The following is a 22,018-nucleotide window of genomic DNA, read 5'->3' as shown; positions in this document are numbered from 1 at the left end:
GCAACTTCTGCTCGCCATGGCCACCGCCCCCGTGCTCGACAGCTTCGACCGCGCCATCCTCGACCTGCTGCAGCGGGACAACACCCTGCCGCAGCGCGAGATCGCCGAGACCGTGCACCTGTCCACCCCGGCCGTGCAACGCCGGATCAAACGCCTGCAGGACAGCGGTGTGATCTCGGCCAACGTGGCGGTAGTCGCCGCAGCCAAGGTCGGGCGACCGCTGACCATCATCGTCGAAGTGCGCGTGGTCAGCGAGCAGCGTGATCACGTGGCGCCGTTCAAGCGCCGCGTGCAGGACGACCCGGCGGTGCAGCAGTGCTACTCGATCACCGGCGACGGCGATTTCCTGCTGCTGGTGTCGGCCGCGTCGATGGAGGAGTACGAGGCGATCACCGAGCGGTTGTTCGGCGGCGATGACAACATCGAGCGCTTCCGCACCTCGGTAGCACTGGGAACGTTGAAGCGCAGTTTCAAAGTGCCGCTGGCCCCGGTTCTGTAGCGCTGAGCCATGCTCGACTGCGCTTTGACCGCAAAGTAACAGCCGCCGAGCATGGCTCGGCGCTACAGTCGGAGACCATGAACACATCGCCCTCCCACGCCCACCGCCTGCGCCGCTGGTTGCTGCGCGGCCTGTGGCTGGCCATTGCCGTCGTTGCGATGATGGCGTTGTGGAACAGTCCTTGGGCCGCCGCACCGAAGATGCTGTGGACACTCGCGCGGATGCCGCCGGCCACGCAACTGCCGGTGCCAGTGGACGGCGTGCGGCCACGCCAGATCGCCAACACCTTCGGCGCACCACGTGGCCGTGACCGCTCCCACGCCGGCATCGACATCTTCGCCAAGCGCGGCACCGCGGTGCGCAGCGTCACTGCCGGCGTCATCGCGGACGTCAGCGAGCGCGGCCTCGGTGGCCGCCAGGTCTGGGTGATCGGGCCCGGGCGTGAACGTTACTACTACGCCCATCTGGACGACTGGGCCGAGGGCCTGGCGCGCGGCCAGGTGGTCCAGGCCGGCGACCTGCTCGGGCATGTAGGCGACAGCGGCAATGCCAAGGGCACGCCGCCCCACCTGCACTGGGGCATCTACGGCGCCGATGGCGCGCGCGATCCGCTGCCGCTGCTGCGCTGAACCCAATGCGCTGCGTCGCGGCCCGCGTGAGTGCCTACCTCGTTCATGATTTGTAAATAGGAATAGTTCGTATTACCATTTCTTGCGTTTCCGGTGGTGCCAGGACGGCCTGCCCGCCCGTTTCCCCCCGTAGCGCCTCGCCTTCTGGATGCCGGCCGAGCGCGCGTGCTCGTCCAGGACCCCCATGACCCGTTCCGCCTTCCGTATCCCGCAGCCGCAGCGGCTGTCCGTTGCCGTACTCGTTGCACTCTGCGCCCTGGCCCCGGCCCCGGCCGCCTTCGCCGACACCGCCGCCGACCCGACCACATTGGACAAGGTAGTGGTCAAGGGCGAACGCGCCGAAGGCTATTCGGTGCGCCGAACCTCGGCCGGTACCCGCTTCGACCTGGCACCGCGCGAGATCCCGCAGTCGCTCAGCATCATCAGCCACCAGCGCATCGAAGATCAGAACCTGGACGACATCATCGACGTGCTGGCCAACACCACCGGCGTGACCAGTACCCAGTCCGACAGCGAGCGCACCGAGTTCTACGCACGTGGGTTCTACATCGACGCCTACCAGTTCGATGGCCTGCCCACGCAGATGGTGCAGAACTGGAGCTACGGTGATTCCGGCCTGGACCTTGCGCTGTACGACCGCGTGGAAGTGGTGCGTGGCGCCACCGGCCTGCTCAGTGGTGCCGGCAATCCGTCCGCGTCGGTGAACCTGATCCGCAAGCATGCCGACAGTGCCGAGCTGGCCGGCAGCGTGTCGGTGAACGTCGGCAGCTGGGGCCGCACCCGCACCACCGTGGACGTAGGCAGCGCGCTCAACGCCAGTGGCACGGTGCGCGGCCGCGTAATCGGCAGCTACCTGGACACCGATGGCCAGATGGACCGCTACAACCAGCGCAAGACGCTGGGCTATGCCGTCATCGACGCCGACCTGACTCCGGACACCCAGTTGAGCGTGGGCTACGACTACCAGCAGAAGCGCGCCAACGGCGCGACCTGGGGCGGTTTCCCGATGCTGTATTCGGATGGCTCGCGCACCGGCTACGACGAATCGTTCAACGCCAGCCCGGACTGGACCTACTGGGACACCACCAGCAAGCGCGCCTTCGCCACCCTGCAGCACGCCTTCAGCAATGGCTGGAAGTTCAAGGTTGGCGCCACGCACGATGAGACCAAGGCCGACGACAAACTGTTCTACCCGGCCTACAACGACTGGACCACGGGCGAATCGAACTTCGACAGGACCACCGGCGCGGGCATCTCGCCATCCGCAGGCTTCTACAACACTGAGCGCAAGGTCACCGGCGTTGATGGCTACATTGACGGCCCGTTCCAGCTGTTCGGCCGCGAGCACCAGCTGATGGCCGGCCTCAGCTACAACAGGCGCGAGTACGCCAACTACGGCGACTACCAGGTCGGTGGCCCGGGCCAGACCTGGGATCCGTTCGCCAGCTATCTGAACTGGACGGGCAAGATCGGTGAGCCGAACTGGAACCCGCTGGCCCTGGCCAGCGAGGGCACCATCACGCAGAAGGCCGGTTACGCGGCCGCGCGCCTGTCGCTGGCCGATCCGCTGAAGCTGATCATTGGCGCACGCTACACCGACTGGAAGAGCGAGGGTGAAGGCGCCGACCGCGCGCACAAGGTGACCACGCCGTACGCTGGCCTGGTCTTCGACATCAACGGGACGTACTCGACCTACGCCAGCTACACCGAAATCTTCCAGCCGCAGACGCTGAAGGACCGCAACGGCAGCTACCTCGATCCGGTCGATGGCAAGAGCTACGAAGTGGGCGTCAAGGGGGCGTGGTTCGACAACCGCCTGAACGCCTCGCTGGCCGTGTTCCGCATCGAACAGGACAACGTCGGCCAGGCCACCGGTGAGCCGGTGCTGGGCAGCCAGAACGAGTTCGCCTATCGCGCTGCACGCGGCACCGTCAGCCGCGGCTTCGAGTTCGAGGTGAACGGCGAACTCGCCCCGGGCTGGAATGCGACCTTCGGTGCGTCGCGCTACGTGGCCAAGGACATCAACGACGCCGACATCAACACCAACCTGCCGCAGACCGCACTGAAGCTGTTCACCAGCTACACCCCGCAGTCGCTGCAGGCACTGACCGTCGGTGGCGGTGCCAACTGGCAGAACCGCATCTACTACCCGGTGCCGGCCTACGGCCGCATCGAGCAGAGCGGCTACGCACTGGTCAGCGCCTTCGTGCGCTACCGCATCTCGTCGGAGTTCAGCGTGCAGGCCAACCTCAACAACCTGCTGGACAAGAAGTACCTGTCGCAGATCAACGGCTACGGTGCCTACGGCGATGGCCGCAACGGCTCGCTGACGTTCACCTGGGCGTTCTGATCAGACGCGGGGTACGACCGCGCCGCACCTGTAGAGCCGAGCCCATGCTCGGCTGATTCCCTGAGCCGAGCGTGGGCTCGGCTCTACACCAGCAAGGCAGCGCCGGAACTGTCCGGCGCTGCCACCCTCACATCAGAAGCGCAGGTCCGCGCGCAGGTACCAGTAACGGCCACGCGGGATGTCGTAGGTCGAGGCGTCGTAGCCGTTCAACGAGCACGACAGGCAGATCGGCGGATCCTTGTCGAACACGTTGTTCAGGCCGGCGGTCAGCTGCAACCCCTTCATCCAGTCGATCTTGTAGCCCACCTGCATGTCGTGGAAGGTGGTGGCCGACAGCGTGTTGGTACCCGCAGCCTGGTTGCTGCACACCGGGAAGGCCGCGGCATCGCCACAGTTCTCGGTCAGCTCGGAGATGTGCCGCACCGTCCAGTTGGCGCTCCAGCGGTCCAGCGTCCAGCCGATGCTGGCGTTGCTGGTCCATTCGGGAATCGAACTGTCAGCCACTTCCACGCCGGGCTTCTGCGGCTGCTTCTGCCCGGCCGCGCCGGTGGCCTCGTAGCGGCCGACAAAGGTGTTCTTCCAGCCCAGCTTGAACTGGCCGATGGACGTCTGCGGCAGCGTCCAGAACAGATCCACATCCCAGCCGTCGGTCTTGATCGACCCCAGGTTGGTCAGGCGGTTGTTGAAGCTGCTGACCGCACCGGTGCTTGCACGGGTAATGCCATCACAGTAGATCGGGTCCAGCGTCTCCACGCACAGGTCCAGCTGGGTCTGCGCGTTGATTGCCTGGATCGCACCGTCGATGGCATGGCGGTAGAAGGTCACCTCCACATCGAAGCGCTCCGACCACGAGGCATTGTTGCCGAACCACGGGCTCCACACGAAGCCGGCACTGAAGCTGCGCGAGCGCTCCGGGTCCAGCTCGCGGTTGCCGCCGGTGGTCACCGAGATCTGCGAGTTGGCCTGCTGGAACCCGGCCGGTACGCCCAGCGCAGCACAGTTGGCCGCGCTGCCACGCGGCGGCGTACCGCCCAGGCCCACAGAGCACGGATCGAACAGCTGCAGGTCGGCACGCGCGGCCGAGCCGTACAGCTCACCGATCGATGGTGCACGGAAGCCTTCGGCATAGGTCGTGCGCAGCACGAAGTCATCGGTCACCTGCCAGCGCAGGCCGTACTTGGGCGTGAATTCACCACCGAAGGTGGAGTAGTCCGAATAACGGCCGGCCAGGCTCAGGTCCAGCTTCTTGCCGAACGAGGAATCGGCGAAGATCGGCACGCTCAACTCCAGGTAAGCCTCGTTGACATCGTAGGAACCGGAGGTCGGCTGCGACGGCACGCCGTTGTAGTGACCAATCACCGTCAGCGGATCGGGCTGGTAGGAGCCCTTGTACTTGCGGTACTCGAAACCGGTGGCGAAGGACACCGGACCTGCCGGCAGCGAGAACAGCTCGCTGGACAGGTTGGCGGTGAACAGGCTCAGCTCGTTCTGGCTGCGGTCGCGCACCACCGGCTGGATCCACTTCAGCATGTCCGGGGTGATCGAACCGACGCCACCAAAGATGTTCAGCGGCACGCAGCCCGGCGTGGCCGCGCACACCGCCGGATCGCCCAGCGCCATGTTCACCTTGTAGATGTCATAGCTGCCGTAGTTGGTCTGTTCGGCCTTGTTCTTGCTGTACATGCCGTTGACGTCCCAGTACCAGCTGCGGTCGGCGGCATGGAAGTCACCGACCAGGCCGGCGGCGAAATAGGTGGTGTCCACTTCCTGCTTGAACACGCGCGCACCGCCTTCCACCGGACGGCGGCCGATCAGGCTCAGGTTGTCGCCCGCTACCAGGTCAAACCCGAACGGGTTGTACGGGTTGAGTGCAGACACGGTGATGTTGTCGGCCAGCGGATTGCCGGTGGCGCCATCGGGGCCGAAGAACAGCGGCTCGGGGCCGGCCTGGTTGGTCGACTCGCGACGGTTGCCCAGTGCCTTGACGTACCACTGCACGTTGTCGGTGATGTCGAAGCGGAACTGGCCGAACAGGCCTTTGCGCTCCGACGGTGTCAGCACCATGTTGTATTCGGCGAAGTTGAAGCGGTCGGCGGTAGCGAAGCAGTGGTAGTCATCCGTGCGGCTGCAGCCGGCACTGCCGTCGTAGCGCGGATTGCTCACGCCGGTATTGGGCACGATGTTCTGCACCGCACCGGTGTTCGGGTCGGTGAACATGAAACGGCCCTGCGGAATGCCGCCGCTACCGAAGGCCAGACCGGTGCCGGGAATCGGGAAGCGCGACTGTTCGCGGTCCTTGGCAAACACCGGATCCTGCTTGGTCCAGCTGGCGCCCAGGAACAGGCTGAAGCGGTCGCCGCTCTTGCCCCAAGCCAGGTCCACGCCCTTCTGGGTGCCGTCGCCCTTGCTGTACTCGCCGTAGTTCAGCGTCACCTGGCCACCATCGAAATCGCGGCGGGTGATGATGTTGACCACGCCTGCAATGGCATCGGAGCCGTACAGTGACGACGCGCCATCTTCCAGCACCTCGATGCGCTCGACGATGGCCAACGGAATGGTGTTGAGGTCGGTGGCCGAGCCGACGCCGGAGGCGGACGACTCATTGACCCAGCGGATGCCATCGACCAGCACCAGCACGCGCTTGGCCCCCAGGTGGCGCAGGTCGACCTGCGCCGAGCCGGCACCCACGCCACTGCCATCGGGCGGGAAACCGAAGTTGCCGGACGAGTTGAACTTGGCGTTGAGCGCCGAACCGGAACCTGTGAGCTGCTGCAGCACTTCGCCGATCGAGGTCAGGCCGGTGCGTTCGATGTCACCGCGCGTCAATGTCTGGATCGGCACCTGGCCTTCGACTTCAGCGCGCTTGATGCGGGTGCCGGTCACTTCCACCGCATCGAGGTTGGTGGTGGATTGTGCAGCGGCACCCAGCGGTGCCAGGGCCATCACGCACAGCGCGACGGCAACCGCCAACGGGCGGTGGTGCAGGTGATTCATTCGCTCTCTCTCCAAAGGAATGTCGGGACATGGACTGCCGCGCTCCCCCCTGCATGGCGGCAGCGTCTCCTTTGTAAACAAGTGGTAAAAGGCCCGGCGTGACGGTCGACACTCTTTCACGTGGAATTGACGCAATTACAGGCGCTTTGCGTCAAATAGCTACAGTTATGACCTTGCGATGGTGTTCACGGCACGCGGCCTTGATGCCGGCCGCGACATCGCGCGCCGGGAGTTGCCGCATTTATCGAACAGGTCTTTGCCGAACCATTTCAGAAGTAGTCTGAAATTGCTTGATTCAGAAGGCCCCGCTGATCGGTCCGGTGCAGACTCGAACCTCCAGCCAATCGCAGGAGGATCGATCATGAAACCAGCAAGTGGCGCGCCGGGCATTACGATGGTGATGACGCTGCTTCTTTTCCTGGCAGGCGAATCGAGAGCGGGCGGCGTAATCGAGTGCAACGACTGCCCCTCTCCCAGCAATGCGGCCTTGGCCTCGGGAGAGGGACTGACGGTTGTGGTGGATTTCGAGAGAGCCGAGTTGACTGCTTTCGACGTTGAACATGACCCTGAGAGCGGAAAGTGGCGAGCAAATCCGACCCCGGTTCCAGCGCAGATTGAAATGGCTTTTCTGCGGATCCTGGATGCGACGCTGTCAGCGGGGCAAGCGCCGCTCATGCAGCAATCACCGCATGAGCGGCAGTGAGACAACGCTCTATCGCACGAAGGCAATCCGCTCCATACCGGTCGCCTCGGCCGCGGCCAGAATCCTCGCCATGCCTTCGTACTCGGCCGCCGGATCGGTGGCGATGCGCAGCTCCGGCAGGTTGCCGGCATGTTCGCCCACCTGTGCCTGCAGGCGCGCCTGAAGCTCGCTGATCGTCATGGGCTGGCCATTCCAGCTGAGCTGGTTGGCAGCATCCAGGCGCAGCTCGATAGGCGGCGGCGGTTCGGGGCGATCGATCGTGCGATCGGTGGCCTGTGGTAACTGCACGGCAATCGGCCGGGCCACGATCGGCGCGGTCACGATGAAGATGATCAACAGCACCAGCATCACATCCACCAGTGGCGTGACATTGATGTCCGCCAGCGGACCGCTTCTTCCTGCGCTACTGAACGCCATATGCCGCTCCCTGCAGCCGGGCCGTTCGCCCAAGGCCGACGTTACGACGCCTCCCGTCCCCTGCGGCAGTGGCCTGCGCGGGGTCATTCAGCTGTCGTTGCCGACGCTCGGCGTGCACGCAATGCGAAACTGAATTCAGCCATCGCCCGCTATGCTGGTCGCCATGACCCGACGCACTTCAACTGCCCTGTCCCTGCTGCCCTTGGCCACCACGCTGCTGATCGGCTGCGCCAACGCCCAGTCCCTCGACGCCCAGAACGCGCAGCTGAAGGCCGCGATCGCAGCCGCCGAACGCGGCCAGTTCGATCCCGGCCAGGCCGCTGCACTCAGCCGCCATCCGGCTTACGGATGGCTGGAGTACGCCAACCTGCGCCGTAACATCGACACCGTCGATACCGCGCAGGCACAGGCCTTCCTCAAGCGCTATGACGGCCAGGCCGTGGCCAACACGTTCCGCAGCGTGTGGCTGCCCTCGGTCGCACGCCGCCAGGACTGGCCCACCCTGCTCGCCAACTGGGTGCCCACCGACAACGCCGGCCTGCGCTGTGCGCAACTGACCGCGCGTCAGGTGACGGGCAAGGTCGATCCGCAGTGGATCAGCGAGGCGCAGGACCTGTGGCGCAAGAACGGCAAGTCGCTGCCGGACGGCTGTGATGCCGTTTTCGCCGTGCTGCAGGCGCAAGGTGGCCTGAGCGACGCCCTGCGCTGGGAACGGATCGATGCCGCCGCCGACGCGCAGCAGCCCGCCGTGATGCGCAGCGCTGCGCGTGGCCTGCCTGCCACCGACCTGGCGCTGGCGAACAATTACGCTGCCTTTGTCGACAAGCCCAATGCCAGCGCGTTGAACTGGCCGCGCAACGAACGCAGCCGGCGCATCGCCACCGATGGCCTGGCCAAGCTGGCCAAGGCCGACCCGGCCGCCACCGAACAGCAGCTGCCGCAGTACGCCCAGGCGCTGGGCCTGAGTGCCGCGCAGCAGGGCCAGGTGCTATACCAGATCGCACTGTGGACGGTGGCGTCCTACCTGCCCGATTCGGCGCGCCGCCTCAACGCGGTGCCGGAATCGGCGTATGACGAACGCCTGCACGAATGGCGCGTGCGCGAAGCGATGTCGCGCGGCGACTGGCCGGCGGCGCTGACCGCCATCCGCAAGATGGGCAGCAAGCAGCGCAGCGACCCGCGCTGGCGCTACTTCGAAGGCCGGATGCTGGAGAAGACCGGCCAGGCCCAGCAGGCGCAGCCGCTGTTCCGCGAAGCCGCACGCGCACCGACCTTCCACGGTTTCCTGGCCGCCGACAAGCTGCAGCAGGGCTACACGCTGTGCCCGTGGAAGCCGAATGACAGCGCGCAGGCACAGGCAGCGGTCGCGCGCGACCCGGCCATCCAGCGCGCGATGGCGCTGTACCAGATCGACCGCGCCAGCTGGGCCGTGGCCGAATGGAACAGCGCGCTGTCGCGCTTCGATGACACCCAGCGCCGCCTGGCGGTACGTGTCGCGCAGGACAACGGCTGGTTCGACCGCGCCGTGTTCGCGCTCGGCAAGCAGCCGCAGGAACAGCGCCTGTACGACCTGCGTTTCCCGCTGCACCACGACGCCACCATCCGCCGCGAGTCGGCACGCAATGCCATCGACCCGGCCTGGGTGGCTGCGGAGATCCGAGCCGAAAGCACCTTCACTCCGCGTGCGCGCTCGCCTGCCAACGCCATGGGCCTGATGCAGGTGCTGCCGGCCACCGGTGCCAGCGTGGCCAAGTCCATCGGCCTGACCGGCTACGGCGGCGCCGACAGCCTGTACGACCCGGACACCAACATTGCCATCGGCACCGCCTACCTGCGCCAGCTGATGAACAAGTACGACGGCCTGCCGTACGTGACCATCGCCGCGTACAACGCGGGGCCGACGCCGACAGCACGCTGGCAGGGCCAACGCCCGGGCTTTGATCCGGACCTGTGGATCGAGACCATCAGCTACAAGGAAACCCGCGAGTACGTGGCCCGCGTGCTGGCCTTCAGCGTGATCTACGACTGGCGCCTCAATGGTGATGCGCTGCCGCTGAGCGACCGCCTGATGGGCCGCCTGGTGGACAAGCGCAAGCGCTTCAGCTGCGCGGCCGACGCCGAGCAGGGCGGCGATTGATCACCCGCCTTCTGTAGAGCCGAGCCCACGCTCGGCTGCTGTTCTGTCCGGTAGCGCTACCGCCTGAGCAGCCGAGCATGGGCTCGGCTCTACAAGTCGGGCATGCGATGATCCCGACCATGAAGATCTATCTTGTCGGCGGCGCCGTGCGCGACCGCCTGCTGCAGCGCCCTGCCGGCGACCGCGACTGGGTGGTGGTCGGCGCCACGCCCGCGCAGATGGAAGCACAGGGCTACACCGCCGTCGGCCGTGATTTCCCGGTGTTCCTGCATCCGAAGACCGGTGAGGAATACGCGCTGGCGCGCACCGAGCGCAAATCCGGCCGCGGCTATCGCGGCTTCGTGGTCGATGCCGATCCGGCGGTGACGCTGGAAGAAGACATGCAGCGCCGCGACTTCACCATCAACGCGATTGCCTGCGACGAAGACACCGGCACGCTGGTCGATCCCTATGGCGGTGTGCGTGACCTGGAACAGCGCGTGCTGCGCCATGTCGGGCCGGCCTTCGTTGAGGATCCGCTGCGCGTGCTGCGCGCGGCGCGCTTCATGGCCCGTTTTGCACCACTGGGCTTCAGCGTCGCCGAAGAGACCATGGCACTGATGCGCGAGGTCGCCGCCAGCGGTGAACTGGACGCGCTGGTGCCGGAACGCGTCTGGCAGGAACTGCGCAAGGCGCTGGTCAGTGAGCGGCCCTCCGCGTTCCTGCGCACACTGCACGATGCGCAGGCGCTGGGTCCGATCCTGCCCGAGCTGGAAGCGCTGTACGGCGTACCGCAGCGTGCCGAATTCCACCCGGAAGTCGACACCGGCATCCACCAGGAAATGGTCAGCGACATGGCCGCGAAACTGGCGCCGGGTGATGACCTGGTCGGCTTCGCTGCCCTCACCCACGATCTCGGCAAGGGCCTGACCCCGCCGGAGGAATGGCCGCGCCACATCATGCACGAGCAGCGCGGCATCAAGCCGTTGAAGGCACTGTGTGCGCGGTTGAAGATTCCCACCGAACACCAGCAGCTGGCCGAAGCGGTGTGCCGCGAGCACTTGAACGTGCACCGCATCGATGAACTGCGCGATGCCACCGTGCTGGAACTGCTGGGCCGCTGTGATGCGCTGCGCCGGCCGGAACGCGTGGCCCGCATCGCACTGTGCTGCGAGGCCGACAAGCGCGGCCGGCTCGGCTTCGAGGACGCCGACTACCCACAGGGCGAAACGCTCAAGCGCCTGCACCAGGCGGCGCTGTCAGTGCAGGCGCGGGATCTGGATACCACGCATCTGAAGGGCCCGGCCATCGGCGAAGCGCTGGCCAAGGCGCGGGTGAAAGCCATCGCCGCCGCCCGCTGAAGCACCTGGTGATGCCGGCTGCTGGCCGGCACCGATCGCCCGTCTATCGACGACGCTTACGCGAGAAGTGGTCGACAGCATGAGCACCCAACAAGATGGGTTGCATCAAGAGGAACAGCCATCCACCCAGCCGGAGTGTCTCCACCGGATTGAACCGGGTGATGAACGCAGCTACCAGTGCCAAACCCGCAACAAGGCCGATCTCATAGACCCACAGCGATCGGTTAGAACGCCTGCCCACGATGCTCCTCTCCATTGAACAGTACGTACTTGCCTGCCGCCTTAGCTTCCTCGATCAGTGCGCCTTCCCACGGTTGATCGCCGCAGCCCGTTGCTTCAATTGGGTCACAGTGCCGGGTCACTTCCCTGCCCCATCCATGACTACAACCATCTAATTCGTATCCACGCCTTCGAACTCGATCGGAGGTGGCAATCCGAACAGAATTCGATTGGGCGAATACGAGTTGCAGGCCTCGCTGCGCCGGAGAAGCGCCCGCTTTGCCGATGGACTTCTTGGAGGATTGCTTCTGCCCGTTCGCATCGTGACGCATACCAGCCCCGCGTACGCCTTAAACCGCACGGTGAATGGGCGGCCATGCCTGAGAGTAGTCGAATGCCTGATGGGAGCCCTTGGGCTACCGTCAATGGGCTAAACAATGGGGACGTTTCGCCGCGCCTGAGGACCGGAACAGAACATTTCACCGGAGACATGAGAGCCTTGATGCGCTTAAGGATCCGAATAGGAAATTCTGCGAGTTGATGACCCTACGCTCATCGACTTCCTTCCCACTGAACTTTCGCCGCCGCAACCCCAATGCAAAGGAAAAACATGGTAAGACCACGATTAGTGAAGTTCCGAAGAAATGAAATCAGGAGAACAGTAGAATCCCTCCTCAAACTCCCAATCACCCTCGCTCTCACCTTGCTCCAAGAGCCTATACACTTCGGCCACTGCAGCGTGAGACGGCACATCCACGGCATAGAGTAGTCTTTCACCAACGTTAGAGCCTTCGTAGGTACAGCCAAGAACTTCCAGTTCTGACCAACGCATCAGGAAGCGCTCATCTCCTGCGAATGCTGGCAACCTGACTCGATATGTGGAATGCCCCCCCCGAGCGAGAACTCCCACGAACATTAAGCCATCTTCGTCACGCTCCGTCGCGATAGTATCTCCACAACTAACCCCGTATGCATAAAATGGAATATTGTCCAGCACAAGCGAACCATCCGGCAAAAGTCGGACATGCATAATCTCCACCCCGCCGTCATCCAAGGCAAATCTCACCTTCGTCGCTCTGTCATTCATCTTCCACTCCACTCATCGGGGTTCCTTGCCGCCTTGTCTCGATTGCACGTCCTACAGGCGTCTCTCTCGTTCTCAGGACTATTATTTCCACCTCTCGACTTTCGATCAATGTGGTCCCTCTCTCGGGAATTTGGCAATCCTTGCGTATTGGTTGTAGGAACTCCGCAGTAGACGCATGGGACACCCTCCTTGCTCCCCTTAGCTTCGGGAGACTCCTTCGGGAACCGCTTCCCCGCACCAGGCCCTCCAGTTGAGCCACGCTTTCCATCACTTCCAGGCTCTCGATCCGAGACTATCGAACCATCACTCTTCAATGCAGGCTCATGTGGTGCCGGTTTTGACTCCTGCACCAGCTCCCTGATTCCCGCTTCCAGCCTATTGCCAAGTTCCACACGTTGTTCAGGAGTGGTACTTGTGTAGTAGATGGTCGCACCAGCAATCGGAATGAAGACGAAAGGAACGAGCAGTTGCAGCGCGGCCCTCCCATCAGGATCCGTGAACTTGTAGGGATTTCCGTCCGCATATCGGTATCGATTGAATTGGCTAGCTGGCTGTTGATGTGCCGTCACCGGATCCACCGACAGGAATATACCCAACTGCGGATCCATATACCGCTGCTGCATGTAGCTCAGCCCAGTGGCCGAATCGCTCACATGCCCGGTATATCCAGGACCATCATCAACCTGACCACCAACTACTGTCCCGTAGGGTTCATAGATGTGGCGCTTGGTCACTGCGCCATTGGCATCCGATTCGGCCACCACCGATCCAAGCGCATCGGTGTGGATATAGGTGATCGTCTGCGCCCTGGCAGCAGAGCCCCACGCAACCAGAGTCAAGATCAGCAACGTTCTGAAAATGATCGATAGCATCACTGTCGCCTCCCAGACGGCCTTCATGGCAATTCATCGCTCAAAGCCATCCTGCACTACCAACTCGTTGGACGGCCGGGAACAGCCGCTCGCATTACAGGCTACAACCCGGAAGGCAGTGATTTTGGGCATGCCACGCACAACAACTGAGCAGAAAGGAAGCGTGGCCACACAACCCGCCGTTCCGCTGAATTCATAACGCGTGGCGCCCGCAACTTCCGTCCACCCGCCTTGGTAGGTCGTATGTCCCTCGGAATAGTAGTACCAGGCTTCAAACAGGACCGGTGCTTCTGGAATTGGTGGAGGAATGTTCACCGCCGTGACTGCAGCTGGCGAGAAGACACTGCAGCCCGCTTCGTTACATGCGGCAACTCGATATCCATAAGTAGCGTTACTCCTGCCACTGACAGCTCGCTGCTGCGACCCGTCGTTTTGAAGGTTGCCAAAGCCTCCGCCGTTGATCTGCTCCTGCAGCAGATAGCTCGTTGCGCGGTCCACAGACGACCAGTTCACGGTGTAGCTACCCGTGTTGCTCGACGCTGGCGAACTGATCGACGGCGCTGCTGCCGGAGCAATCACCACCTGGACTGCGGATACGCCCGAATATGGTCCGCACCCTACCGAAGCACAGCCTCGAACGCGGTATTCGTACACCCCATGAGCGCGGCCGGAAGCGGCGTAGCTGACGGCCGCCGCACTGGAAATGGTAGCCCAGCCTCCTCCATTGAAGCGCTCATCCAGTTGATACGAAGTGGCGTTGCTCACCGCGTTCCAATTGATCGAATATGCAGACCCCAGCACTTTGGCTGGAGCGTTCAATGCCGGGGCCGAAGTCGGCAGATGAACGGACTTCACTGTCACAGCTTGGGAATAGACACCACAGCCACTCGTGTTGCAGCCACGTGCACGATACCCGTAAGTTCCGCCTGGCTTCGCACTGAAAGATCGGCTGCGCTCTGCAGAATTCTGCACTTCCCCCCACGCACCGGCATCCTTCTGCTCTTCCAACCTGTATGAGGTAGCGCCTGCAACCGCTGTCCAGCCCACAATGTAGTTGCCGCCCGTTGCGCTGGCTGGAGCCGTGATCGTGGGCGCAGCCGTCGGTGCCAACTCAACCACCACTGTCACTTCGGCGCTCCAACCGCCGCACAGTACGGCACGGCAAGCGCGAATCCTGAGCCCATGACTCCCGGCAGGCTTGCCAGTGGTCGACCATGCCAGCGCCGATCCAGAATAGGCAGAGAGCCAGCCCCCCTGTCCGGTTCTCTGCTGCAGCTCATAAGTCGATACACCCACTACGCTCGACCAGCCAACCGTGAAACTCCCAGTACTGCTGAATGAGGGCGCAGTAATCACCGGCACCCCCGGCGCCATGGCGGTCACAGACTTGGCAAGCAGACTGCCATTCAAGTGAATGTACTCCGTGCCTTCACCCGTCCGCTGGTTTTCTTGTCTGCGCAGCACGCCTGCGCTGTCGTAGAGCGACAGGATATCCCCGCCTGGCGCCTGGCTCAGCACGCGACGCCCATGTGCGTCATAAGCATACTTTTCGGCACCTTCAGCCTCGCGCAGGCGATTTCCGAAATCGAACCTGAAGGCCTGTCCATTGCGCGTGGCGAGATTGCCCTGCACGTCATATCCCAGCCCCATGGTGGTTGCACCATCGGAAGACTGCACATTGGTAAGACGATTGTTGCTGTCATACCAGTAGATGTGGTCTTTCACTCCGGCTAATCGAGCTGATCGCAGGTTGTCCAGTGCGTCGTAGCTATAGGTCATTACTCCGTCGCCACCGAATCTTGCTGAGCTCGCCCGGGTGAGCCTGTCCAGATCGTCATACTGCATGGTCCGATTGCGACCCGCGTCGAGAACGTCCTCGATCCTCGTCACGTTTCCGCCGCCGTCGTAGCTGTAGACATCGTCCAGCACACCTGCGGAATCTGTTACGCGCCCAGGCAACTGGCGCGCGTTCTGGGTCATGCCATGGACGATGCCATTTCCATAAGTGAATGCGCGCATACCCCCGTTGGGATGATAGGAAACACCCAATGCAAATCCCCCAACACGCGTGATCTGCCCCAGACCGTTGGGCGCCAGATCAACCGACAGGCCACTGGGATACTGGATGCTGGCCATCACGCCGCGCGCATCATAGCCATAGCCAAGCGCCCAGTTGAACGCACCGGCAATCGTGGCACTCTCGCCCACCAGCAATCGCCGCCGGTTGTACACGTATGTGTTGACGACCGGACTGGTATTGATGGCGTTCCTCGTCGTAACCTGCTGCGGTAGCCCATCTGGGGTGTAGACCCATTGCTGGTCGCCGTTGCCATCCGGGAACGTCAAGGTCCTCAACCGGTTGCGGGCGTCGTAGCCACGGTCTACGCGACGTCCAGAGGAATAGGCACTGGATGCATCGCAGGAGTCGACTGCGGGAAGATTCATTCCCGTGGCTGACCAGAGGATGTTGTCGGACGCGTCGTAGCCAAGCGTAGTGGCACCAGTCTCAGGCTCGATGCTCTTGCAAAGACGTTGATGCATGTCGTAGACATATCGACGTGTCAGCGAGACCGATCCATCGCTGCTACGCTGCGTAACGCTCACCGGATTACCGAATACATTTCTCGGTATATCCAGCACGACGCCTGTAGGCTTCACGATAGCGATCGGGGCCGTGTAGGCCGGCTTATCGAAAGCCTGGAAACTGGTCTGGGTCTGCTTTCCGCGCGCGTCGGTCACCCGGATTCGGGCGCCTGGCAGATACTCGGTCACTGTTACCAGCGTACCCAGCTCACTGTCTTGGATAGCAGCAGTCCTGCGACCGAGCGTGTCGTACTCACTCCAGTTTCCCGTGGTCAGATTCGCTCCCCTGCCCGGGTAAGACGCAAACAACAGCCGACCTTCATGGTCATAGCTGAAGCGCTGCAACCGCTGCGTTTCCGCGATGTTGGCAGCATCGTACTCGCGCGTAAAAACGGGTCGCCAGAGGGCATCATAGATCGTCTCCAAGCGCCCATTTCCAGTTGCGATGTCCTGTCGCCAATGCCCCGCAGGAATGCCGTACTCCTCCGCACCCACCTGTTGAAAGACGCGGGTCATCGGAGTCCAGTTCACCGCATCCCCTGCGGGATAGACGACGCTGGCAACTCGCCCCATTGCATCATAGCCGTAGCTGGTGGCAAATCCACTTTCATCAGTTGCGCTTGCTATCCAACCATTCTCGTCAACCAGAACTCTTGACGTCGTCGCGTCTGCAAACTGCACCAGCCCAGGAATCCCGCGCCTCCACTCGGAGAGTTTAGTGGTGTTGCCGTTTCCATCACGGACCGATGCGACGGTACCGTCTGCATGATAAGTCCTTGTCTGGGTCCGTTTTCCAAATGCGAACGTCTCGACTGGCATGGCATTGGCATCGAAGGCCGCTTCGGCAACTATGGTTGCACTGGCAAGATCGGTCACTCGTGACAGCTGTCCCAACACCCAGTGAACTGTATTGTCGTGATAATCGAGCCGCTCACGAACGGATCCGCTAGGTCCAGTGCGAACTTGCTCCACTGGGCGTGCAAAGCGGTCGTAGGCTGCCGCTTGCCAAGTGTGGGTAGTATCGTCCTGTTGCAACTGTGTCCGCGTAACAGGACGCACGCGAACTGTTGCTGGATCGTTCAAGCTTCCGAGAATCGCACCATACTCCCCAATGAAGGGTTGACCGGCAGCCGAAGCATCGGCCAAGTAGTCACTGGATCGTGTCTGTACCACACGCCCTTGGGCATCGAGAACCTCCTCGCGCAGTTCCCGCCCATCGTTGAGCATGTAGAGATTGCCAAAGGTCAACTTCTGAGTAGTAGCATCCGGGCGACGAACCTGTACGACCTTCGTCTGGATGCACGTCGCACAAGGGTAGACGGCGGGCTCATTCTGGCTTCCCCACAGGTCAGAAGGAGAATTGCCATAGTCATAGGTCCACTGCATGGTCGACAGGCCAGGACCGGTGATGGCCTTGCCGACGATGCTGAGTACATCGAAGAAATGAGGAACACCCAATACGTACTCTGGATCCTCACGGGGATCGCCCTTCTGCATGCATTCGGTGAGATGCACGCCGTGTCGCCAATGCCGTTGATTAACGAACGAAAAGGTACCCGTAGCGCCCGCCGGATGTGTTGCAGTCACAACATAGTCAGCTGACAGCGGAAGGGAGGAGTCCCTACACCACGGCAAGCCTGGCAGCGTATCGATGGGTAGCGGGGCCGACGGCAGAAGTGTTCCTGAGTAGGCATAGCGCCATGAGCTACCGTCTGGACGAGTGACCTTTGTCAACAGGTTTTCCGCCAGGGTCGTCTGGTACTGGAAGCCCCAGGAGCGCCCATTGGCAGTGGCACTGGTCATTCGTCCCTGACTGTAGACAAACCCGATTTCGCGCCCGTCGTTGCTCCAGATCCGCGTGGGCAGGCCCTCGCCGTTGTATGAGAACTGGACCCAGTTTCCGAACCGATCCTCCAACCTGGTTGCCAAAAGGTAATAGCGCGTTCGCTCCAGGATGACTGACACCGGATCGTTGCCACGCGTAGTGGGTACGAGCTTCTGCAACGGTGCCTCACGGCGCGTGGTCAATTGATTGAAGTAGTAGCGCTCACCCGAGGTCGTTGTAAGCCGGAACCCGTCGCGACTACCATTGTCCATAGTGATGCAGTCAATAGCATCGCGCTCTTTGGTTGTAAGTCGGGTGCTCGTTCCTGCAGTAGGCAAGGGGGTGCCTGCGATAATGCCAAGCATGGCAGTGTCGCCTCGACCTGGGAGGTGTACGTTGAGCCCGCTCCAGAACTCCCTGACATTGAAGATGCCGCTGCCCGGCACACTCCCCACAGTGCATACCCTTGCAGGAAGACCGGTGGAATTCGCGTAGGTTACCGCCACATGAGGCACTTCAACATCCCAATTTCCCAGGCCCAACAGGCGAGCATCGTGGTCGCGGATGCTACCTTGCGGCTGCAACTGCATATTCAATCGGCGTGCAAACTGCACGGGCAGATTACTGTTGCCTGGCAGGTCGATTTCGACCACGCGGAACTGCGTGCTTCCGTCGTATAGACTTACGCCCTCGCCGAACAGCCCCGTATCCAAAGTGGACAGCGATTCAGCGTTCTGGATTCGCTTCCGGTATTCCAAATAGGGATGGATACCGTCCGCAACCGACTGAGCCGCGACTGGTCCCGAGATAATAAGACCGATCAAGAAAACTGGCAGCACAGTCGAACGCAACGCAACACGACGCAATGCATCGATCACTAGGCATTCCTTCAGATTTGGATTCCATTTCCCAAAGGCCGGCCTTGCACCGTCCTTTTCCCGAAGGCGACTGCACAATCCTTACGCCGCCCGAAGCGACGCTATCACATTTGTCAGCTGTGTGAGAGTCAGAAAAGACTGACCCTCAATAGGAGAAGACACACTGTCTCTCCCACCAAGGCGCGGGTAAAAGCCTTCGCGGCGGCCCGCTGATCCGCGACAGCCGCGTGCACCGCTATTGGTAGTGCCGGCCGCTGGCCGGCAACCCCAATTCCCTGGATCAGTGCGCCATCCCACGGGTGATCGCCGCCGCACGCTGCTTCAGCTGGGCCACGGCATCGGGAATCATCTCCATGCCCACGTCCAGGCCCGGGTTCAGCACCAGGCCGACGCCGTCGCCGATACCGGCCAGCAGCGCGTGCACCGCGATCGGCATGGCATGCGCAAACTGCGGCAGCTGCTCGTGCCACAGGCCCGCGCGCTCGGGGGCGGTGAATACCGCGAACATCGGTTCGCCGCTTTCGCTGGTCAGCACCAGCGGCGAGATGCTCTCGTCCCAGGCGCCATCTTCGCCAATGGCCTTGTCCAGCAGCACGAACGCCGTCGAGGTCAGCAGGCCATCGAGGAACTGCGCTGCGGTCAGCGTGCCGTCCTGGGCCTGCAGCAGGCGCACCTCGAGGTCGTTGAGGGGGTCGAACGGGGTGTCGTGGTCCATGGTCGCTTCCGGTACGTGATTGCAGGGCAGACTTTAGCAGGCCCGCTCCTCAACCGAGGAATCCATGCCGCCACAGCCAGCCCAACGCCGCCAGACCGGCCACCACCACCAGCATCAGCGGCAGGCCGAAGCGGTGCCGCCACGGGATCGGCACCCCACCCAGCTGCTGGTCCATGGTGTCGGTGTCCAGCACCCAGCCGTGCCCGCACCGGGTGCAGGCCAGCTCATAACGGCGATGGTAGGTGAGGCCGAACAGCAGGTCGATGCGCGCCATCTTGTAGCGCAACTGGGGCGCGAACTCGGTTTCCGTCTGGCAGCGCAGGCAGTGGTGGGCCTCGGTGGGGCCGACCACCACCACCCGCTCCTGCTGGCCGATCAGGATCATGGATCAGCGGCCCTGGCAGGCGGGTTGGGCCAGCAGCCAGGCTTGGGCGGCGGCCACGGTGGCGGCGTCACCCTCGACGCGCTGGTCGGGCTCGATCTTCAAGCCGTCGCCACGATCATTGCGGTCCCGCATCACGCTGGTGGTCAGCAGCAGGCGGCTGCCATCGGCAAGCGTGTGCACGACATTGCCAGTGGAGACACCCGCAGTGGGCTGACCGAAACTCCGCGTCTGCGGACGACCACGCCACGCCAGCGCCGAGGCCTCGCCCGAACTGCCGGTGCGCGGTCCAAACAGCACTGCCACCGGCGCGCCGGGCTGCCGCAGCACATACCCGGACTGGCCGAAGTCCAGCACCGACTTGCCTGCACGCTGCACGGCGGTCGCGGTCAACGTCCAGCGCTCCGGCCCCTGTGCGGTTTCGAACGCCCCCACATCTTCGTTGTTCACCACCGAGGTGCGCAGCAGCGGTGCCATGCCCAGCAGCATCGGCCACATGTTGCCACCGCTGTTGTCACGCAGGTCGACGATCCAGCCACAGCGCATGCCGTCGTCCATGCTACGGATGACCTGCTGCCACCGCGCGGCGCGCTGGATGTTCTGGCGGAACGCTTCCTGTGGCGTCGCGCCGGGCGTGGAGGCATAGCCCTCGATGACCAGCCAGCCGATGCGCGCATCCACCGCATCGGCGGCCTTGGCCCTTTCCACGGCGGCGGCGGCGACCTGCTGAGCGCGCGCAAGGGATTCGCTCTGGCGCTGGGTCGTCGTCCATACGCCATGATTGCCCGTGCTGACCGCAATGGCTTCGCGCAGCAACGCCAGCCGCTTCACGGGGTCGCCCTGCACCGATTGCAGTCGTGTGCGGGTGCCAGGCCAGTCCACCCGGTCGCGATACAGCGCCTGCCGTTCAAGCAGGTTGAGGATCTCGGCCTCCGCCTCCGGCGAGGGCACTTCGATTGCCTTGGGCGTATCGGCCATGGCGTTGGCAGCCACCAGCGCGATCACCAGCGCACCAATGCGACGCACTCCCTTGCGAACCTGCATGTGACGTTTCCTTGTCGTTGAGGCAGGCGCACAGCATAGCCCGCAGGTGATGGCTTTCGCCATGCGCGAACTGTCGTATCTGGCCCCGCCGCGGGTTGCAGCAAGACAGCGTGCACGCGATCAGTAAATTGCAACTTTGCCCATGTCATCGCCACGTAGAACGCGAGAAGGTTGCCTCCGTCGGCGCTTCCTGCGCTGACCGGGATTGGCGTCCTGAATGAAGCTTTTCACGAGCGGGCTTGCAACGTCGTTGCCGGCCCGAACAATGCACCGTCCGTCGTTCTGCGGCGGGCGGTGCGTGGGGATCCCCGGATCCGCCGGCGTCCTTCCTCGTGAAGAGCTTCACCGGCACGCCAACCCGCACCGCCCGCCACCTTGCATCCCGCAGGTGGCCTTGCCTTGTGAGGTTGCTGCCATGAACACGCCCTACCCCACCTATCCACGCCTGCATGCACTGCTCGGTGCTGCATTGCCCGGCCTGCAGCTGTCCACTACCGCAGCCGAAGCGTTGGAAGATGCGCTCACCGAAGTCCACGAACAGGCGCCGCCCTCCGCATTCTTCGCGCGGTTGCACGGCGTCGCTCACAGCCACGGAGCCGACGGCCAGGCGTGGCGCGAGCGGCAACTCAGCGAGGCGCGCGGTCGGGAACTGGCCGAGGCAACGCGCTGCCTTGCCGCATTGTCCGCCTGCGGCGGCGTGTTGCTGGCTGCACAGTCGGCGCGCGAGACGGACGATGCGCAGGCGCAGTGTCCGCCGCAGGTGGAGGAAGGGTTGCTGCATGCGGTGGTGGTGTTGGCCGATCATGCCGGGGCGCTGGTCGCGCCCGAGCTGCTGCCGATACGAGCCAACGAATGCTGCTAGATGTTGCAATCCTGCTGGAAAACTCGCCCCATGAGAAAGCCATCAGATCAAGCCATGGACGACAAGAGATATGAATTACTTCGGAAATTCGTGCAGGCGATATCAGATCGGGATAGCAGCACACTGCAGGAGGACTTTGGCCTGACCTCAGTCATGATTCTGGAAATCTACGAGCTTCTGCCGGTGTACTTCCTAGAAGGTGCCGCCATTTCCATCCCTCTACCTGCGTACGGCGCAGCAGGCGACTTGATACCGTTGATGACCACGTATGACTATGGTGATGGTGACATTGCAGTTGAGTGCTATCTCCTCGGGGATGGCGAGCCCAGCGAAGCCATTCTTCATGTCCATTTCGAGAAAGGTAATCTCATCTACGGATTCATAAATTCATAGCAATTCCCGATCGCCCAAAGCGAACGGCATTTCAGGACGTGTCGACCAAGGTCGACACCCACCGGAACGAGTCATGACATCCGTACCGC

General features: G+C 62.9%; 16 protein-coding genes. 8 read left to right on the top strand and 8 right to left on the bottom strand.

Going from position 1 to position 22,018, the window contains the following annotated elements; all coding sequences use genetic code 11:
* Positions 1-16: 16 nt before the first annotated feature.
* From AC5P8J_RS18245 to fhuE, 3 genes are all read left to right on the top strand, one after another.
* Positions 17-499: an Lrp/AsnC family transcriptional regulator gene (locus tag AC5P8J_RS18245; protein ID WP_021204649.1), complete on the top strand. Its 483-nt coding sequence runs from the start codon at positions 17-19 to the stop codon at positions 497-499.
* Between the two features lie 77 nt (positions 500-576).
* Positions 577-1,128, top strand: a complete 552-nt coding sequence (locus tag AC5P8J_RS18240; protein WP_021204650.1) for a M23 family metallopeptidase — start codon at positions 577-579, stop codon at positions 1,126-1,128.
* 184 nt (positions 1,129-1,312) lie between these two features.
* On the top strand, positions 1,313-3,478 hold the full coding sequence (gene fhuE / locus AC5P8J_RS18235) for a ferric-rhodotorulic acid/ferric-coprogen receptor FhuE (protein ID WP_021204651.1): 2,166 nt from the start codon (positions 1,313-1,315) through the stop codon (positions 3,476-3,478).
* Between the two features lie 132 nt (positions 3,479-3,610).
* Here fhuE and AC5P8J_RS18230 read toward each other — a convergent pair whose 3' ends face one another.
* Positions 3,611-6,421 (bottom strand): TonB-dependent receptor, encoded by a 2,811-nt coding sequence (locus tag AC5P8J_RS18230; protein WP_478405883.1) that lies wholly within the window; start codon positions 6,419-6,421, stop codon positions 3,611-3,613.
* A 229-nt stretch (positions 6,422-6,650) separates the two neighbouring features.
* Between AC5P8J_RS18230 and AC5P8J_RS18225 the strand changes: the two genes are divergently transcribed.
* Entirely contained in the window at positions 6,651-7,175 is a 525-nt protein-coding gene (locus AC5P8J_RS18225; protein WP_134731646.1) for a hypothetical protein, read from the top strand.
* A 9-nt stretch (positions 7,176-7,184) separates the two neighbouring features.
* Here AC5P8J_RS18225 and AC5P8J_RS18220 read toward each other — a convergent pair whose 3' ends face one another.
* Positions 7,185-7,592, bottom strand: a complete 408-nt coding sequence (locus AC5P8J_RS18220; protein ID WP_021204654.1) for an ExbD/TolR family protein — start codon at positions 7,590-7,592, stop codon at positions 7,185-7,187.
* 151 nt (positions 7,593-7,743) lie between these two features.
* Between AC5P8J_RS18220 and AC5P8J_RS18215 the strand changes: the two genes are divergently transcribed.
* On the top strand, positions 7,744-9,729 hold the full coding sequence (locus AC5P8J_RS18215; RefSeq protein WP_111102092.1) for a transglycosylase SLT domain-containing protein: 1,986 nt from the start codon (positions 7,744-7,746) through the stop codon (positions 9,727-9,729).
* 119 nt (positions 9,730-9,848) lie between these two features.
* Complete coding sequence (locus AC5P8J_RS18210) at positions 9,849-11,069, top strand: multifunctional CCA addition/repair protein (RefSeq protein ID WP_495217022.1); 1,221 nt, start codon at positions 9,849-9,851, stop codon at positions 11,067-11,069.
* Between the two features lie 844 nt (positions 11,070-11,913).
* On the opposite strand, the gene AC5P8J_RS18205 is transcribed toward AC5P8J_RS18210, so the two are convergent.
* The 6 genes from AC5P8J_RS18205 to AC5P8J_RS18180 form a co-directional block, all read right to left on the bottom strand.
* Complete coding sequence (locus AC5P8J_RS18205) at positions 11,914-12,375, bottom strand: DUF4265 domain-containing protein (RefSeq protein WP_021204658.1); 462 nt, start codon at positions 12,373-12,375, stop codon at positions 11,914-11,916.
* Positions 12,372-13,274 carry an RHS repeat-associated core domain-containing protein gene (locus tag AC5P8J_RS18200; protein WP_478436038.1) on the bottom strand — a complete coding sequence of 301 codons (903 nt, stop codon included), beginning with the start codon at positions 13,272-13,274 and terminating at the stop codon, positions 12,372-12,374. The genes AC5P8J_RS18205 and AC5P8J_RS18200 overlap by 4 nt, the downstream gene beginning before the upstream one ends.
* A 6-nt stretch (positions 13,275-13,280) precedes the next feature.
* Positions 13,281-18,533 carry an RHS repeat protein gene (locus AC5P8J_RS18195; protein ID WP_478436039.1) on the bottom strand — a complete coding sequence of 1,751 codons (5,253 nt, stop codon included), beginning with the start codon at positions 18,531-18,533 and terminating at the stop codon, positions 13,281-13,283.
* Positions 18,534-18,813: 280 nt separating this feature from the next.
* Positions 18,814-19,248 (bottom strand): SseB family protein, encoded by a 435-nt coding sequence (locus AC5P8J_RS18190; protein ID WP_021204661.1) that lies wholly within the window; start codon positions 19,246-19,248, stop codon positions 18,814-18,816.
* A 49-nt stretch (positions 19,249-19,297) separates the two neighbouring features.
* The gene (locus tag AC5P8J_RS18185) at positions 19,298-19,633 is read right to left on the bottom strand and encodes a hypothetical protein (protein ID WP_021204662.1); all 336 of its coding nucleotides are present in this window, start codon (positions 19,631-19,633) and stop codon (positions 19,298-19,300) included.
* Between the two features lie 3 nt (positions 19,634-19,636).
* Positions 19,637-20,674 (bottom strand): S41 family peptidase, encoded by a 1,038-nt coding sequence (locus tag AC5P8J_RS18180; protein WP_227854285.1) that lies wholly within the window; start codon positions 20,672-20,674, stop codon positions 19,637-19,639.
* 415 nt (positions 20,675-21,089) lie between these two features.
* Between AC5P8J_RS18180 and AC5P8J_RS18175 the strand changes: the two genes are divergently transcribed.
* A complete protein-coding gene (locus tag AC5P8J_RS18175) occupies positions 21,090-21,536 on the top strand; it encodes a hypothetical protein (RefSeq protein WP_021204664.1) in 447 nt (148 codons plus the stop codon).
* 54 nt (positions 21,537-21,590) lie between these two features.
* Entirely contained in the window at positions 21,591-21,929 is a 339-nt protein-coding gene (locus AC5P8J_RS18170; RefSeq protein WP_021204665.1) for a hypothetical protein, read from the top strand.
* Positions 21,930-22,018 lie beyond the last annotated feature (89 nt).

The sequence above is a fragment of the Stenotrophomonas sp. YJH_SMC_37 genome (genome assembly GCF_059370035.1).
This window is presented reverse-complemented; position numbering and strand designations above follow the sequence as displayed.